The sequence below is a fragment of the Leptospira sp. B5-022 genome (assembly GCF_000347035.1).
GTDB lineage: Bacteria > Spirochaetota > Leptospiria > Leptospirales > Leptospiraceae > Leptospira_B > Leptospira_B cinconiae.
This window is the reverse complement of sequence record NZ_ANIJ01000018.1, coordinates 183,941-199,858: the sequence shown is the minus strand read 5'-3', so window position 1 is coordinate 199,858 and position 15,918 is coordinate 183,941. Positions and strand designations below refer to the sequence as shown.

18 protein-coding genes are annotated in these 15,918 nt (G+C 41.1%); 7 read left to right on the top strand and 11 right to left on the bottom strand.

Annotation, left to right across the window (positions count from 1 at the left end):
- Window positions 1-51: 51 nt before the first annotated feature.
- From LEP1GSC192_RS08905 to LEP1GSC192_RS08885, 5 genes are all read right to left on the bottom strand, one after another.
- Complete coding sequence (locus LEP1GSC192_RS08905; RefSeq protein WP_020769499.1) at window positions 52-1,029, bottom strand: M23 family metallopeptidase; 978 nt, start codon at window positions 1,027-1,029, stop codon at window positions 52-54.
- A gap of 47 nt (window positions 1,030-1,076) precedes the next feature.
- Window positions 1,077-2,444: a cytochrome P450 gene (locus LEP1GSC192_RS08900; RefSeq protein ID WP_020769637.1), complete on the bottom strand. Its 1,368-nt coding sequence runs from the start codon at window positions 2,442-2,444 to the stop codon at window positions 1,077-1,079.
- Window positions 2,445-2,562: 118 nt separating this feature from the next.
- A complete protein-coding gene (locus LEP1GSC192_RS08895) occupies window positions 2,563-2,949 on the bottom strand; it encodes a hypothetical protein (RefSeq protein ID WP_020769556.1) in 387 nt (128 codons plus the stop codon).
- 12 nt (window positions 2,950-2,961) lie between these two features.
- Entirely contained in the window at window positions 2,962-3,474 is a 513-nt protein-coding gene (locus LEP1GSC192_RS08890; protein WP_008590268.1) for an RNA polymerase sigma factor, read from the bottom strand.
- Between the two features lie 10 nt (window positions 3,475-3,484).
- Window positions 3,485-4,063, bottom strand: coding sequence for a Spy/CpxP family protein refolding chaperone (locus LEP1GSC192_RS08885; RefSeq protein ID WP_020769496.1), 579 nt, complete (start codon window positions 4,061-4,063; stop codon window positions 3,485-3,487).
- Window positions 4,064-4,248: 185 nt separating this feature from the next.
- On the opposite strand from LEP1GSC192_RS08885, the gene LEP1GSC192_RS08880 reads away from it, so the two are divergent.
- Entirely contained in the window at window positions 4,249-4,965 is a 717-nt protein-coding gene (locus tag LEP1GSC192_RS08880) for a vancomycin high temperature exclusion protein (RefSeq protein WP_020769854.1), read from the top strand.
- On the opposite strand, the gene LEP1GSC192_RS08875 is transcribed toward LEP1GSC192_RS08880, so the two are convergent.
- Window positions 4,962-5,906, bottom strand: coding sequence for a GDP-mannose 4,6-dehydratase (locus LEP1GSC192_RS08875; RefSeq protein ID WP_020769866.1), 945 nt, complete (start codon window positions 5,904-5,906; stop codon window positions 4,962-4,964). The two genes, LEP1GSC192_RS08880 and LEP1GSC192_RS08875, sit on opposite strands and share 4 nt — an antisense overlap.
- 153 nt (window positions 5,907-6,059) lie before the next feature.
- Between LEP1GSC192_RS08875 and LEP1GSC192_RS08870 the strand changes: the two genes are divergently transcribed.
- The 4 genes from LEP1GSC192_RS08870 to LEP1GSC192_RS08855 are packed head-to-tail and all read left to right on the top strand — an operon-like array spanning window position 6,060 to window position 10,510.
- Window positions 6,060-7,064, top strand: a complete 1,005-nt coding sequence (locus LEP1GSC192_RS08870) for a hypothetical protein (protein WP_020769564.1) — start codon at window positions 6,060-6,062, stop codon at window positions 7,062-7,064.
- Window positions 7,061-8,161, top strand: a complete 1,101-nt coding sequence (locus tag LEP1GSC192_RS08865) for a glycosyltransferase (protein WP_020769700.1) — start codon at window positions 7,061-7,063, stop codon at window positions 8,159-8,161. Before LEP1GSC192_RS08870 ends, LEP1GSC192_RS08865 begins: the two co-directional genes overlap by 4 nt.
- Complete coding sequence (locus tag LEP1GSC192_RS08860; protein ID WP_020769837.1) at window positions 8,158-9,231, top strand: glycosyltransferase family 4 protein; 1,074 nt, start codon at window positions 8,158-8,160, stop codon at window positions 9,229-9,231. Before LEP1GSC192_RS08865 ends, LEP1GSC192_RS08860 begins: the two co-directional genes overlap by 4 nt.
- Window positions 9,215-10,510 carry a glycosyltransferase family 4 protein gene (locus LEP1GSC192_RS08855; protein ID WP_020769473.1) on the top strand — a complete coding sequence of 432 codons (1,296 nt, stop codon included), beginning with the start codon at window positions 9,215-9,217 and terminating at the stop codon, window positions 10,508-10,510. Before LEP1GSC192_RS08860 ends, LEP1GSC192_RS08855 begins: the two co-directional genes overlap by 17 nt.
- A 2-nt stretch (window positions 10,511-10,512) precedes the next feature.
- On the opposite strand, the gene LEP1GSC192_RS08850 is transcribed toward LEP1GSC192_RS08855, so the two are convergent.
- The 3 genes from LEP1GSC192_RS08850 to LEP1GSC192_RS08840 are packed head-to-tail and all read right to left on the bottom strand — an operon-like array spanning window position 10,513 to window position 11,999.
- Window positions 10,513-10,833, bottom strand: coding sequence for a multidrug efflux SMR transporter (locus LEP1GSC192_RS08850; RefSeq protein ID WP_020769612.1), 321 nt, complete (start codon window positions 10,831-10,833; stop codon window positions 10,513-10,515).
- Window positions 10,830-11,645, bottom strand: a complete 816-nt coding sequence (locus LEP1GSC192_RS08845; RefSeq protein ID WP_020769487.1) for an inositol monophosphatase family protein — start codon at window positions 11,643-11,645, stop codon at window positions 10,830-10,832. The genes LEP1GSC192_RS08850 and LEP1GSC192_RS08845 overlap by 4 nt, the downstream gene beginning before the upstream one ends.
- Before the next feature lie 12 nt (window positions 11,646-11,657).
- On the bottom strand, window positions 11,658-11,999 hold the full coding sequence (locus LEP1GSC192_RS08840) for a YkvA family protein (protein WP_036089619.1): 342 nt from the start codon (window positions 11,997-11,999) through the stop codon (window positions 11,658-11,660).
- A 144-nt stretch (window positions 12,000-12,143) separates the two neighbouring features.
- On the opposite strand from LEP1GSC192_RS08840, the gene LEP1GSC192_RS08835 reads away from it, so the two are divergent.
- Entirely contained in the window at window positions 12,144-12,707 is a 564-nt protein-coding gene (locus LEP1GSC192_RS08835; RefSeq protein WP_020769831.1) for a hypothetical protein, read from the top strand.
- A 45-nt stretch (window positions 12,708-12,752) separates the two neighbouring features.
- On the opposite strand, the gene LEP1GSC192_RS08830 is transcribed toward LEP1GSC192_RS08835, so the two are convergent.
- A complete protein-coding gene (locus tag LEP1GSC192_RS08830; protein WP_020769702.1) occupies window positions 12,753-13,691 on the bottom strand; it encodes an RluA family pseudouridine synthase in 939 nt (312 codons plus the stop codon).
- Between the two features lie 148 nt (window positions 13,692-13,839).
- On the opposite strand from LEP1GSC192_RS08830, the gene LEP1GSC192_RS08825 reads away from it, so the two are divergent.
- Window positions 13,840-14,421 (top strand): OmpA family protein, encoded by a 582-nt coding sequence (locus LEP1GSC192_RS08825; RefSeq protein WP_020769511.1) that lies wholly within the window; start codon window positions 13,840-13,842, stop codon window positions 14,419-14,421.
- An 89-nt stretch (window positions 14,422-14,510) separates the two neighbouring features.
- On the opposite strand, the gene fumC is transcribed toward LEP1GSC192_RS08825, so the two are convergent.
- Window positions 14,511-15,905, bottom strand: coding sequence for a class II fumarate hydratase (gene fumC, locus LEP1GSC192_RS08820; RefSeq protein WP_020769780.1), 1,395 nt, complete (start codon window positions 15,903-15,905; stop codon window positions 14,511-14,513).
- Between the last annotated feature and the right edge of the window lie 13 nt (window positions 15,906-15,918).

Below are 15,918 nucleotides of genomic sequence, written 5' to 3'. Positions count from 1 at the left end.
GGGGAGGTCTTTTTAGCCGGGGCTTTTTTAGGCATAATCGATTATATAAAATTAATATTGGCCGAAACCTACTTTCATATAATCCATAGGATCGGTACGGTTCGATTCCCCTATCCAAACTTCGTAATGAAGGTGAGGACCTGTTACGTTCCCGGTGGCACCCACAGTCGCAATCCTTTGTCCCTTGCGAACGTATTCACCTTCTCTTACTTTTAAAGAAGTGCAATGACCGTATAAACTGTAATATCCGTTAGCATGAGCGATCACAATATGATTTCCATATCCTCGATTGGAATAGATGGCTCTATAAACTTTTCCATCTCCGGTAGCCGTAATATCTGTGCCGGGAACGTTTGCCAAGTCCACTCCATCGTGGAATTCCATATATCCGAAAGTAGGAGACCTTCTCATTCCATAATAGGAAGTTAAATTATAAGATAATAATGGTTCGCCGAATGGAAGAGAATTCATAATACCGTATCTGGAATCTAAAAAGTTAAATACGGAATCCACAAGAGCTTTGTTTTTTTCCATGGAAACTCTTACTGCACGGTATCCGTAAATTTCCGAAAGGTAAGATCTTCCGAGCATTAGATCCTTATCCACCGCTTCCTCTACCTTTAATTCAGTAGCAGCAAGGTCTTCCGAGTCTGCCTCATCCGGAAGTTTAAGTAGCTCTTCGGATTCTCCATCGATCAAAGAATGGACTTCCTGTAAATTTTCGTTCAGACTTGCAAAATCATCCCGGATATCTCCCAACTTTTCGCTGTATTCGATATACTCGTCGAAATATTTTCCGTAAACGGAAGCAAGTGCATTAATCTGTATTCTGGTATTATTATAACGAACGATTCCTAAAACTGCGATACCGACGATCGCGAATAATAATCCGACTAAGAAGAAGATAGTGAAGATGGAAATTTGGAAATGAAAGGACTTATCGAATCCATGGGGGATCAAAAGAACCGTCAACCTTTGGTGACCTTTTTCTTTTACCTGGTCGATGCGTTTTTTTATCATCTTTTCCATGGTCGAAATCCCTCTGGTAGAAGGATTCCGGCCGGGAAAGACCTAAGTCAAGTGGAAACTATGTTTAATAGAATTCCGTACTTCGGTCTTAATGTGACTAAAGGTTCCATAACTACGGGATGATCCGCAACCGTTTGGAATTTGTAGTTTTTGACCAACATTGCAAGGATCAATGTAGCTTCCGTTAGTGCGAAGATATTACCGATACAGATTCTCGGTCCCCCTCCAAATGGAAGATAAGCATACTTAGGTCGATCCGCAGATCTTTCCTCGTCAAAACGATCCGGATCAAACTTGTCAGGATTATCCCAAAAATCAGGGTTCCGATGAATGTTAAAAATGCAGATGGAGATATTGGTACCGGTCTCTACATCATAACCGCCTATTTGGTCCGGACCCATTGCAGTTCTTTCGATTACCCAAGCAGGAGGGTACATTCTCAAAACCTCATCCAATACTTTGCGAGTGTATGTCAATTTTTGAACATCTTCCAAACTAGGGATCTTATCGCCTAAAATTCGATTCGCTTCTTCTCTTACTTTTTCACAGATGTCAGGATGTTTGGATAAAAGATAAAATCCCCAAGACAATGCATTTGCAGTGGTCTCATGTCCGGCAAGAAGAAGTGTAATTGCCTCGTCCCGAACCTGAGCCTCGCTCATTCTCTCTCCGGTTTCTTCATCCCTGACTTCCAAGAGCATAGAGATCAAATCGTTAGAAGGATTTTTTTTACGTTCCGCGATTAGTTCATCCACTACGGAATGCATATCTTTCAAAGCACGTTTGAGTTTCAGATTTTCTGGAGTCGGCCAACTGAATGGAAATGGAAAAATTCGAGTGATCCTTTTAGTAACCAGCTCGAGCGCGATCTTTAAAGAATTTTCGATCCTTGCAGCATAACTTTCCACCTCGGTCCTGAACAAGGTCCTGCCTACGATCGCAAACGTTAGTCGCATCATCTCCTTGGATACGTCCAAGCTGGAAACATTCTTCCAATTCTCGGAAGTCTTTTTGGTTTCCTGGGCCATAATCTCAACGAACTCGGATATTCTTTGTTTATGAAAAGAAGGTTGAATAAGTTTTCTCTGCTTTTTCCAGAATTCTCCTTCGCTGTTCAGCAAACCTTTGCCTAAAATCCTTCCGAGTTCCTTATAAAAAACTCCCTTATGGTAATTCTGATTGTTTTCTTGAAGGACTCTTTTGATATCTTCCGGCTGAGTAATTAAATGAAAGGTAACCTGCCTCAAACCGAATCTGGAGGATTTGCCGAATTTGGACTGCATCAATTGGAAAAATCCGATCGGATCTTTTGCCAATTTGGAAACGTAAGGAAGGGCCCGGATGCCGAAAACTCCAGGAGGAAGATTCGGTTTTTTATTGGTGCGACTCGAAGTCGGTTCATGCAAGGAAAACAAGAGTATACTCCTAGTCCGAGATGGACGTTTGGATTAGTTTCACCCAACCAATCCTTGCCGCAATTCTATGTAACAACCGCTATATTAGCAAGCCGAGTTTCTATTTATGTATAAAAACCTATCTACGTTCGAAGGAAGTTTCGATCAACGCATCCATATCCATTAAGGAAGAAGAAGGTAAGGTCGAAGAAGAACTGGTAGTATCCTCCTGATTTAGACCCGGCGTCTGCATACTGGTCTCCGCTTCTTCGAAGGTTCCTTCGATTTGTTCTTCTATCAGGACCTGCCAATCTCCGGATTCGGATTCTCCCTCCGGTTGAAAATAAAAAGAAGATAAACCGAGACCAACGATAATAAGTCCACTAAAGGAGAAGATGAAAAATCGCTTAAAGCTAGCGATCTTTCGCCTTCTCATGATCTTTGCAGAAATATCATCGCTCCATTCGTAACTTTCTAAACGACGGAAAATCTCTTGGTCTAACTTTTCTCTGTTTCTATCTTCCATTTCCGATCTTCTCTAGGTCTCTTGAAAAAATAATTTCTTTAGCATCTGTTTGCCCCGGAAAGATCGGGATTTCACTGTTCCTTCCGGAATTCCCAATTTTTCCGCGATCTGTTGCTCTTTATATCCTTCGGAAACTAATGCAAGCACAGACTTGTATTTCCAAGGAAGATTGGAGATCAGATCCTGAAGCTCGATGTCCATTCCGGAGTCGTTATATTCTTCCCTTGGATTCAAAATGGAGTCTTGAGTCGCTTTTTCCTTAAGCTTCATGGCCAGGTTTGCTTGGCGCATACGCTTTTGGTTCATTCTCAAGGATTCGTTCCTTGCAATCGTATACAGCCAAGTGCTATGGGAAGATTCGCCCCTGAATTTATTGGCTGCTAAACTTTTATAAGCCCGAATATACGTCTCTTGAACAACATCATCAATGGTATCGTAAAACTCTTCGTATAAATTCTTCTTAATGGCGGAGAGTACGATATGTTTCGTACTGTCTATTAGTCCGGCAAATTCTCTTTGGTCCATTTTAGTTTCCTTATCTCAGGATGCCTGGCACAGGCAAAATTATTCTCTCGGGAACAAACAGATTCAAGGGGAACCCTGGAGCTTCCCTATGCTCCTCGGGTAGGGTAACAATTCCCTTTTCCTTTCCCCTCTTTTTTTGCTCTGAGGTCAAAACCCTTTCGATCGCGAGCCGATGCGCGATTTGATTCATCCGGATCTCGGATGTATACCTTGCAATCGCGTTCACAAGAATTCGAACTTTAACGAGGTCCGGACTTTCATCCATGAGTACCAGTTCGAGTTCGACTTGTTTTGGAGAAAGCCTGCGAAGCCATTTTTCATGCTCGCTTTTAAATCTCCGGTTCAGCTCAGCGATACGTTCGAGTTGGGCGTCTGTAAGAATATAACGATTTTTTAAGGAATCTAGGTCACCAAAAACTACACCTGCAGCTCTTTCATTACGGTAAAAGGAGATAGTGCGAATCGGTCGGACGGTATGGAAACCGGTCTTGGAATCTTCCGAGAAAAGATACGCCGGTGTTATAATAACACCGGCCAGAGCAACTCTGACGAATGAATTCAGGAGATTCATGAGTCTTACTCGGTTCATAGCCTAGTGTTATCCTAAGACCCCAAGGTAGCCGCCATGTTTCCAAATATCGACTGAAATTTTTGGTCCGCGAAAAAAAGAAATCCGGTCCTTTAAAGAGAACATAATTTCTGATAAAACCCGAATTTCCGGGAAAATTCCTTTTCCGGAACCGGTTCTTTGGCGTATTCTCCCCTTAAACTGCTATGGACTTTGGACTAAAAAACCAGAAAATCCCCAGAATCTTTTCCAAGGGAAGAATTAGACTGGGACTCTTACTTGCCATCGCTTTCTGCATTGGAATTCCAGCTTCCATAGATCTTTCCATCGAGTGGGAGTACGAAAACAGAAGTATCCATGCAGGAAATTACCGTTCTCTCAAGCCTGCGACAGTGGCAATCGTACCGGGCGCTTCCGTTTACAAGGGGATACCATCACCCGTTTTGCAGGACCGTCTAGATTGTGCGATCGAACTTTATAAACAAGGGAAGGTCCGAAAAATTCTTCTCTCAGGTGATAACGGAACCAGTTATTACAACGAAGTGAAGCCGATGCTGTTGTACGTTTTAGAAAGAGGAGTGGATGAAAAAGACGTGTTCGTAGATCACGCAGGTTTTAGAACTTTGGACACTTTAGTAAGAGCGAAAGAAATTTTCCAAGTCAAGGATGCGATCTTTGTTAGCCAAAGATTTCATCAACCTAGAGCGGTATTCATTTCTAAAAAGATAGGATTAGATCTACAATCCTACGAGTCGGACAGAAGGATCTATATCAGCGGGCCGACCAGCAGGTTTAGGGAATTTTTCGCAAGAACCTTAGCTTGGATCGATATGAATCTAACCAATACAGCGCCTAAATATTTGGGTAAACCGTTTCCGATAGAAGGTAGCGGAGTCAAGACCTGGAAAGGTTCGGTAATCTAAGAAGAATATTCTGTTTTTCGAATATGTTCGAAAATTTCGCGGACAGCGTCTTTTACCGAAATTTCGGGAGACCATCCTAAAGACTTCAGTTTGGAATTATTACCCAAAGACCTTTTCATTTCGGCAGGCCTCAATCTTGCTGGATCTTGTTTGGAAACTAGTTTCGATTCCGCAAACTCCAAAATCCATTCCAAGACCTGAGAAATGGAAGTCTCGGTACCGGAACATATATTATAAACTTCTCCGCTCAACCCTTTGTTTGCTAAAAGAATATAAGCTTTGACCACGTCCGTTACATGTAAGAAGTCACGAGTCGGAGTCAGATCTCCCACTAAAATTTCGGAAGAAACGTTTTTAGAAATATTATCCAGCACCTGCTTACAAAAATTCGGTACTACAAAATTCGGATTTTGCCCGATACCGATATGATTGAAAGGTCTTGCAATCACGGTTTCTATATTTGGATAAGAACGGGAATATTGAAGGCAATACGTTTCTGCGGCAAGTTTGGAAGAAGCATACGGATTCACAGGACTTGGAAGAAGGTTTTCCGAAACGGGAAGTTGCTCTTCCTTTAAATTCCCGTATACTTCGGAAGAAGATACATATACTAGTTTTACTTTTTTGCCGGAACGTTTAAAACACTCTAAAATATTCAATGAGCCGGCCACGTTGATGAGCAATGTTTCCTCGGGATTTTCGATGGATCTTGGAACGAATGTTTGTCCGGCTAAATGGAACAATACATCGGGCGAATACGATTCGAATACTTGTTGGAGTGATTGGATATCCCGAATATCGCAAACTTTATAGGGAAAGGAAAACTCTGTGTTTTTAGGATTCATTCCCAGGCCCAGAAGTTCGGACCCGGATTTTTGTATAAGTTCTCGAATCAGATAAGATCCTACAAAACCTTCCGCTCCTGTGACCAAGTATTTCATGTTTGATATTTAAGAGCCTTCCAAGCTCTTGAAGCCCGAAACTAAGTATTTGTAGATAACCGGCGTTTTGGGACGGACTACGACAAATCGAAGTAAAAATACGATTGTTTTGTCGAATAAGAAAAAAACAATCGAATAAAAGTCCGGGCGCCCATGGAAGAAAGATCCTCAGATATTATAGAAATCAAGGACAGCTCGGTCAATGTCCGCGAGCTCATGGAAGAGATAGAATCTCGGCTTGCCAGGAGACCGGTTTCCAAGGAAGAATTGGAACGTCTTTCTCGTTGGAAGTTTTCTCCTCAATCCCCTGAAGGATACAGGGAGTTCGACGCTGCGGAAACTGCCCACTTATTCGAAAAAGGGATCTCCCCTCCTAAGTTTACGAATCCAAAATTCAAATACATTCGCGGACCGATCCGCTGGCTATTTATAAAACTGATCGAGCTCTACGCTTTCCTGGATAAAAAACTTTCCGAGAATAGAACTCGCGCATTCTACAGTGTTTTGAATGAATTGATCCTCTTAAGGGGAGATCATGAAAAGTTAAAACGCAAATTCGAAAAGTTTTACAATGAGTTTGTAGAATTAAATTATGCTCTCAAAAAAGAGATCAGCCCTGAATTCGTATGGTCAAATGAGTTTTTATACGAAGAAGAAACATTAGAAGAGAGTGAAACTCTGATTCTTTCCAGACTGAACCCTGGAGATTTGGTACTTACAATCAATCCTGAATGGGGAAAATTCCTCAAACAACTTTTAAAAGCGCAGATCGAGTTCAAAGCGGTCACTTGGAATAAGTCCCAATATTCTTATATCAAAGAACATATTACCAATTCAATTTCCCTTCTTTCTTTCGAGGAAGTTCTTCCCGAGTCTCCGCTTCCTTCTAAAATTATTTCCAATTCGAATCTATGTCTTTTGCCGAATTGGGTATTGGAAAAACTTTTTAAATCTTTAGCATCTAAAACTTCGAGCGGAACGGAGTTCATCTTTAGATATTCCAATTATTCAAATAGAATGGTCTCTCCTTTTCAGCCTATCCTTTTGACTCAGATCAGCGAGTCCGCTTTTAGAGAGTTCTTACAAAAATTAGGTTTTAAGAATATAGTGGATACCAAGGCCGGAGACGGTTTCTCTGTGTTTAGTTTCAGAAAATGAACGCTTATCTCCATATTTCCGAATTCAGAGATAAGGACGGGATCGGGAACGATATAAAAGGTTTAAGAGAAGTTTTAAATTCTTCTGGGATCAAAACGGAAATCGTCTGCCAAAATGATCTTAGCGACGGTTCGATCCGAACCTTACAAACGGAAGAACTCCATAACGAGAGTGATCTATCCTCTAATTCCATGCACATTCTGGAATACGGTGGTTCCGGTTATCCAATCGATTTTTTTCTATCCTTTCCAGGCAGGAAATTCGTCCGTTATCAGAATATCACTCCTCCTAAATTCTTTAAACCTTTTGTTTCGACGGATATATTCAGAAGTTTCGAATTGGATTATAAGAAATCCATATTAGAATTACATAAACTTAAAAGATTTACCGAACGTTTCCTTCCCAGTTCCAGATACAGCGCGTCCAATTTGGAAGATCTGAATATAGTAAATTCCAGCGTTATACCGATCGTCAGAAAGTATGGATGGAAGGGTGAAAAACGAAATCGCAAGAACGGTCATACTCTTGGCTATGTGGGAAGATTAGTCCCGAGTAAAAAGATAGAAGACATTCTGTTTCTCTCTTATTTTCTAAAAAAAATAGAACCTAAATACAGGATCCTACTGATCGGAAATGTTCCTAGTATATTTGAAAATTATTTTACGCATTTAAAGCAGATGGCCAGAGAACTTGGCATCGGTGGAAACATTCAATTTAGAATGGGGGTCCAAGACTCCGAGCTACCCAGGTTTTGGGAAGAGATGGACGCCTATATCAGCATGAGTGAACACGAAGGTTTTGGCATCCCTCTCGTAGAGGCATTGAGTTATGATATTCCCGTATTTGCATACGCTTGCACTGCTGTTCCCGAAACTTTAAAAGATGCAGGATATCTTTTCAGAAAAAAAGATCTGAAAAGTTTGGAAAAATTAGCTGAGTGGATCCATTTCATATTAGAATCCCAATCTTCCACTCATCCAGTGGATGGTCCTCATGCTTCTTCTAAAAGGAGAGAAGTTTGTATGGATTACGATTCCATGCCTTACGGAAGAGTTTTGAAACAGATATTCACTTTTAAAGAAGCGGCTGCCTCATGATCTTCAGAAGAAGAGGAGTTCATCAATTTGCAGCCGGTTTTAATTTAGGGGATGCAATCTCAAACGAGATGAACTCCTTAAAATCCGTTTTTAAAAGAATAGGATATTTTTCGGAAATTTTTGCGGAGAATACCGGCCCCGGAACGGATACTTTTGTAAAAAAGTATAAGGCATATTCTTCGAATAGCAAAGACATACTGGTATACCACCATTCTATCCATTCGGACGTTTTGGAAACAGTACTCAAACCTAAGAATTCAAAAATATTAATATATCATAATGTAACGCCGGGCCATTTTTTTGAAAAGTACGATCTGAAACTCACTTATCTTCTTCGCAAAGGAAGAGAAGAATTAGAATCTTTACGGGATAAATTCGATAAAGTGTTCGCTGTCTCGGAATACAATAAATCGGAACTTTTAGATCTGGGTTTTGAAGATGTGGACGTGCTTCCGATTACTTACCAACTTCCTCAAGGAAAACAAACTTATAAGGAAAATTTCCCGAAGAATCGACCCAATATTCCCCGCTTCTTATTTGTAGGAAGAATCGCTCCGAATAAAAAACAAGACGATCTGATCCGATTCGCATTTCACTACCTGAAAGCTTACGGTCCTGAGTTCCAACTTTTTATGGTAGGATTCAGCTCCAAAGAATTGTATCTATATAGAGAAGAATTGGAACGTATGCTTGATTTTTATAAATTGAGAAAGAACGTGATCATCACCGATTTTTTATCCGACGAAGAATTAAAATCCATGTACCTGAACTGCGATCTTTTCCTATCCATGAGCGAGCACGAAGGATTTTGTGTTCCGTTATTGGAAGCGATGGTGCATAATCTTCCGATCCTAGCATTCGACGGCGGCGCAGTAGGAGAAACTCTTTCCGGCGCCGGGATCTTATTCAAAGAAAAAAGAATGGATGTGATCGTGGAGCTTGCTCATAAAATGGTAACGGATCGAAACTGGAAAGATCTGATCTTAGAAACCCAACAAAGACGTTTATCTTCATTCTCCCAGATCAACACGGAAACAGTATTGAGGCCTATCCTTGCTAGACTCTCGTAGAAGATTAGCCGTCGTAACTCCTATTTTTTCGGATCATATTTCAGGTGGTTCCGAAAAACTAATCTATCAATATACTTTAATATTATCCAAATTTTACGAAGTAACCGTTCTTGCGAGCCGTTCTCTCGATTATATCACTTGGAAAAACCAAATACCGGTAAAAGATCTGGAGCCCGTACTTCTTGGAAAGGATATAGAAAAGAAAGTAAGCAGAGAATGGTTGGAACCGGAACCCGGAAATCGAATTCGAGTCCTTCGATTTTCCGTCGATAAAGAAAGAAATATTTCTAAGTTTAATAAGTTTTCGAACAAACTCTTTCGAAATGTCGAATCAGGAAAAAGTGTCGGATCTCAAGAAGAAAAAGAAAGGATCTGGGTAGACATGCAAGGTCCATACTGTCCCGACCTGATCCAATACATTGAGACCAACGAAAGAGATTACGACGTATTCGTGTTCGTATCTTATCTGTATTATCCTATGGTTTACGGGCTTCCCTTAGTCGCAAAAAAGTCCGTTGTAATTCCGACATTGCATGATGAACCTCCGGCAAAATTATCCGTATATTCTAATCTTTTCAAAGACGACTCAGCATATTGTTTTAATACTCCTGAAGAGAAAGCTCTCTTTCGTAAATTGTACGGATACGAACCAAGTCTTGGGAATGTGATCGGAATGCATTTGGCGATTCCCGAAGAATCGGAGAAGAAAAATTCCGAGAAAAAAAATCCCCAGGACTCCTTTCAGTTTTTATACGTGGGAAGGATAGACGAAGGAAAAGGTGTGCTGGAGATGGCCCAATACTTCTCCGAATGGCAGCAAAGAAGCGGCAGGAACGACAAACTGCTTCTGGCAGGAAGGGGGGATTCCAAACTTCTCCAAAGAATATCAAAGTTTTCTCATGTATCTCCTTTAGGTTTCGTAAGTGAAGAAGCGAAGGACGAACTCATTCGGTCTTCCGATATACTAGTCAATCCATCCCCAATGGAAAGTTTTTCGATTATTATCATGGAGGCTTGGATCCGCAAAAAAGCGGTTTTAGTTAACGGAAGATCGGATGTTCTGAGAGGACATTGTTTAAGAAGTAACGGCGGTTTATATTATTCGGATCTAGATAGCTTTTGTGCGGTAGCGGATTATCTCGTAAACCATGGCGGAGAAAGAGAAGAAATGGGACTAAATGGAAAAAGATACGTTCAGGCGAACTTCAATCCTGATATAGTCGAAAAAAAGATCGCCCATATTGTAGAGAGATGTATCAGAAGAAGATACTCTGAATAAGTTTATTCCCCACCTAAAAACTTTAATCCGATTACGGACAAAATCAAAGTGGAAAGGAAGAAGACCCGCCATGTATTGATAGAATCTCCAAAAGAAAGAATTCCGATAATCGCGGTTCCGGCAGCGCCTATCCCTGTCCAGACGGCATAAGCTGTCCCGAGAGAAATATTTTGAGTAGCCTTATTCAAAAAGTAAAAACTTAAAACGGCAAACACAAAAAATCCGAGACCGTATCTCCAATCCTTAAAACCGTCGGATAATTTCATACAAGTAGTGAATCCGACCTCGAAAAGTCCTGCTAGTACCAATAAAACCCAACTCATATATCTAAATACTCCTGCAAGATCTCTACCATTTTCTCATGCAATACTCCGTTAGACGCAATTAAACTGGTCACGTACGGATGAAATGTGTTATTTGCGTACGTACTCAACTTTCCGCCTGCTTCCTGGAGAATAGCGGCCGCAGCAGTCATATCCCATGGTTTTAGATCTTCTTCCCAGAATGCGTCAAACTTGCCTTCTGCTACCCAACAGATATCTAAACCTGCGGATCCCGTCCTTCTTACACCCCGAGATCTTAAGATGAATTTTTTCAGATTGAACATAAGCTGTTCTATCCTCTCTTCTCTATCATAAGGAAAGCCTGTGCAAAGAAGCGCTTTTTTGATCTCTTTGGTTTGAGTAACTTTGATGGGTGTTTTATCTTTGAATGCGCCCTCTCCCAGCATTGCATGATAGATATATCCTAATGCGGGCATAGGAACGATTCCCATCACTGCTGATTTTTTCTCTATATCTTCTAACCCGATACAACAGCAATAGAGAGGAATACGGTGAGAATAATTCACGGTCCCGTCCAAAGGATCTATAATCCATTTGAACTGCGAAGAGCCTTCGTAATTACTTCCTTCTTCGCCTAAGATATGATCGTTCGGAAAGGCCTTCCTTATCTCCGAGACGATCAACTCTTCGGAACCTTTGTCTGCGATCGTGACTAGGTCCGATTCTATACTTCCCTTAAAGGAGATTTGCAGATCTTCTCTTTCATGAGTCTTTTTCAGGAACTCTGAAATAGTAGGGACAAAGTTGAGGAAATGTTGGTATCTAATCTTGATTTCGTTTTGGTAGCTCATTTGAGAAGTTTTTCAATTCTCCGGAGTACCCTCAGGATTGGAATCCAAAAAATCTTTAGCCTTCTTCTTATGTTCTTCCTTTACATACATGGAAGCGGCAGCTAAGACCGCGGCGACGACACCTGCGTCATCTATGTAACCTGCGCCGAATAATATATCCGGGATGGCATCAAAAGGTGTAAGAAAATAAGCTAGCGCCCCTGCAATCGTAAGTTTTGCTTTTAGCGGTGTAGAAGGGTCCAACATCGCATAATATAAAGCGATCGCGTCTGCAAGAAAAGGAACCTTCCCCGCAACCTTCTTCACTTTAGGCCAAAAACCTTGTTTAATCTTTTCTATTCTATCTTCTTCCATAAGCATCAGTAAGTGTAATTATTTGATGAATAACTTAGGATCATCCAGCGAAAAAAAATCCTTAATTTTACATTACAAAAGATGATATTTAATCTAAAATTTCGTCCCAACCTTAGACTTAGTAAATTAAATCAGGAGCTTTGAATGAAACTCTTTCGAATAGCGGCCTTTTTAGTCCTTCTATTTGCGGCATCCGGAACTTGGGCAAAGGATCTTTGTGAAGGAAAGAAAAAAGGTAACATTTATTTTTTTGATAAAGAAATTTCAAGAGACTCTGCCCTCCCTGGAGAAGTCTCGAAATGGAATTTCTCGGGAGAAATGTGGGCTTTACTTTGTTTGGTAGACCCAGTAGGTCCCCAAGAAGCAAATGGTAAAAAGTTCAGGATAGTCATGTATGCCAAACAGACTTCGAATCCTGAAGGAAAATATTCTTCCTGGTCCAACGCCAAACAAGCAGGAGTTTTTAGACCGGAATTATCCGTAGCACGCAAAGAGGTCATTCTATATTTCAATGAAGACTTCGATTATAGTGGATTGAAAGCAAAATTAGATCCGGGAGAATACGAGTTTAGATTCCAAGCTGCAACCGAAAAAGGAACCGGAAAATTGGATATAACCATTGATCTAAAAAACGAAGTCGCATATCTTCAAGAATTAAGAAAGGCAGGCTATGTTGCTGACGGAAAAATTTCCGTTACTTTCCAATAATCTATCTTATAGATCCGAAGACCTTTTATAACCAAGGTCTTCGGTTTAGAAATTCTCCAAATTTGCTTCGAAACTTTCGAATCTTGGAGGCGGGGTTAGAACGATCTGAACTTCTTCTCCCGTAAATGGATCCTTAAATTCTAACCAATAGGATAATAGCAAAAGCCCGTAATTCTCAAAAAGTGCAGCGTTTCTGGAATAAAGAAGATCCCCAACCACAGGACATCTCAGACTCTGAAAATGAACTCTGATCTGATGAGTCCTTCCTGTTTCTAGGTCAGCTTCGATAAGAGAGAACTTTCTACCGTTTTTGGAGACTGCAGTTCTTAAAATCCTATAATGAGTCACTGAAGCTCTTCCTTTAGGAGTCACAGTCATTTTCAATCTTTCTACGGGATGTCTTCCGATCGGTGCGTCTATTGTGCCTTCTCCTTCCGGAAGTGTGCCTTGGACCCACGCAAGATATTTCTTAGTAATGTTTCTTCTTCTAAACAACTCGGAAAGTTTTGCATGTGCTTGATCGTTCTTAGCTACTATCATAATCCCTTCCGTGGGTTTGTCCAATCGATGCACAATTCCCGGTCTTGATTCCCCACCGATACTTGAAAGCTCTTTAAATTTGTAGAGAAGTCCATTCACCAAGGTAGCGGATCTATCTCCTGGACCACTGTGGGACGCAATACCCGGCGGTTTTCGAATGATCAGATACTGAGGAGTTTCTTTTAAAACCTCGATATCCATTTTTACAGGAGTTAAGTTCAAGGGAGGTTTAGGAGGAACTGATATATGGAAGTTTTCTCCCGGACTCACCTTATAGGATGATTTCAGTAGAATTTTTCCGGCTCCATCTTTGACCCAACCGGAATCGATCCAATGTTGGATAGACGCTCTAGAAATCTCGTCTCCCAGATAATCCTTTAAAAATCGATCAAGTCTGGATCCCTCAGAGTCAGCGTTAACTTCGGCATGAAGTTCCAGATTCATAATAGTTCTCCTAAGAAATATATAAGCGGGGAAAACGTATCCCTTTCGCACAGAGGTCTAAAAAAGATTTCCCATTTTGCGAGAATCGGTATATTTTGGATAAATTCATCGAAATAAACCCCTACCCTAATTAAGGAAGGAATACAACATGGTAAAAAAAATTTTCAATATCCTGCTCATCGGTGCAACGGTTTTTTCCTTAGCTCTTTGCTCTTCCGCAGACAATAAAGAGCAATCCGCTCCTGAGCCTGGAGAACAAAATTCCGCAGCTTCTCGTAACGTCAACGTAGACTCTCCTGCAGACGCTTTCAATAATCAAATTAAAGACTTCCGCTATCCAGACGGGATCACTCGTCCAGGATTCAGCTACAAAAAAGCTGATGTAAGCGCGGGAGATTTCAGCGAATGGGCAAAAGTGAATATTTCCGTTCTAAAAGAAGGAATCTCTAAACTTCCTGATTCTTGGGCTTTAGAGATCACCGGTCACACCGACCAAGTAGGACCTGAGGAAGCAGAAGGTGATAAAAAAGGAAACGTTTTCTACGGAGAAATTCGTGCGAAAGCTGTTAAACAATCCTTAGTTAAACAAGGAATTCCTGCAAACCGTATCGTTACTAAGAGTGCAGGTTCTTCTTCTCCAGTTTCCGGACTGGATGCAAAAGATCCTAAAAACCGCAGAGTAACCTTCAAGTTTGTTGAAGTGCAGGCAGCTCCAGCTCCACAACAATAATACCTAGGTATTCGATCCGAATTAAAAAGGCAGTGTTTACACACTGCCTTTTTTATACCCTCAGGGTTTTAGAAATCGTTCAGACTTTATCAATCCACACCTGGAGAGATCATTTTTTCCGGAAGGACCCATTGATCAAATTGTTCTGAAGTCAATAAGCCAAGTTCAATCCCGGATTCTTTTAAACTAGTTCCTTTCTTGTGAGCATTCTTGGCGATCTTGGCCGCATTATCATAACCGATATGCGGATTTAATGCAGTCACTAGCATCAAACTGTTCTTTAAATGTTCTTTGATGTTTTCCTTATTAGGCTCAATCCCTCTTGCACAATGTTCTTCGAAAGAAACCGCGGAATCAGCCAATAGACGGATAGAATTCAGAACATTATGAATGATCAGAGGTTTGAAAACGTTCAATTCGAAGTTTCCGGAAGCACCGCCGATATTCACTGCTACATCGTTTGCGATCACTTGAGAAGCCACCATAGTCATCTGTTCGGACTGAGTAGGATTCACTTTTCCAGGCATAATAGAAGAACCCGGCTCATTCTCCGGAATAGAGATCTCACCGATACCACATCGAGGACCTGAGGACAACCATCTCACGTCGTTCGCTATCTTCATAAATGAAGCTGCGATGGTTTTTAGAACTCCGTGAGTTTCCACTAGAGAATCATGAGCGGCCAAAGCCTCGAATTTGTTCTCCGCAGAAGTGAAAGGTAGTCCGGTTTCTTTAGCGATTTGAGCCGCCGCTTTTACCGCAAATTCAGGATGAGTGTTCAGTCCTGTTCCTACTGCGGTTCCGCCTAACGCCAATCTGTATACGGAAGGAAGAACTGCTTTCACTCTTTCAATATTGTACTCTAATTGTTTTACATAACCGGAGAATTCCTGACCGAGAGTTAAAGGAGTCGCGTCCTGTAAGTGGGTCCTTCCGATTTTGATAATATCTTTGAATTCATCCGACTTTTTTTTAAGAGTATTCTTCAATTGTTCTAATGCTGGCAAAAGTTTATTCACCAATTGTTCAGCTGCAGCGATATGCATAGCCGTCGGAAAAGTATCATTAGAAGATTGAGCCTTATTTACATCGTCATTCGGATGGATCGGTTTTTTGGAACCTTTTACTCCTCCTGCGATCTCGATCGCACGATTGGAGATCACTTCGTTGGAGTTCATATTGGTTTGGGTTCCTGAACCTGTTTGCCAAACGCTTAGAGGAAAATGTTCGTCCAGTTTTCCGGAGATCACTTCGTCTGCAGCTTGGACGATCAGATTTTTTTTCTCCTCGGTTAAAAGCCCGAGCTGAGCGTTTACGATTGCCGCCGATTTTTTAAGAACTCCAAGAGCACGGATCATTTCCCTTGGGAAACGATCGTTCCCGATATGAAAGTGATGAAGAGACCTTTCGGTTTGGGCGCCCCAATATTTGGAATCGTCTACCTGGATTTCTCCCATGGAGTCGGTTTCGATTCTAGTTTTCATGAATCCTCCGTTC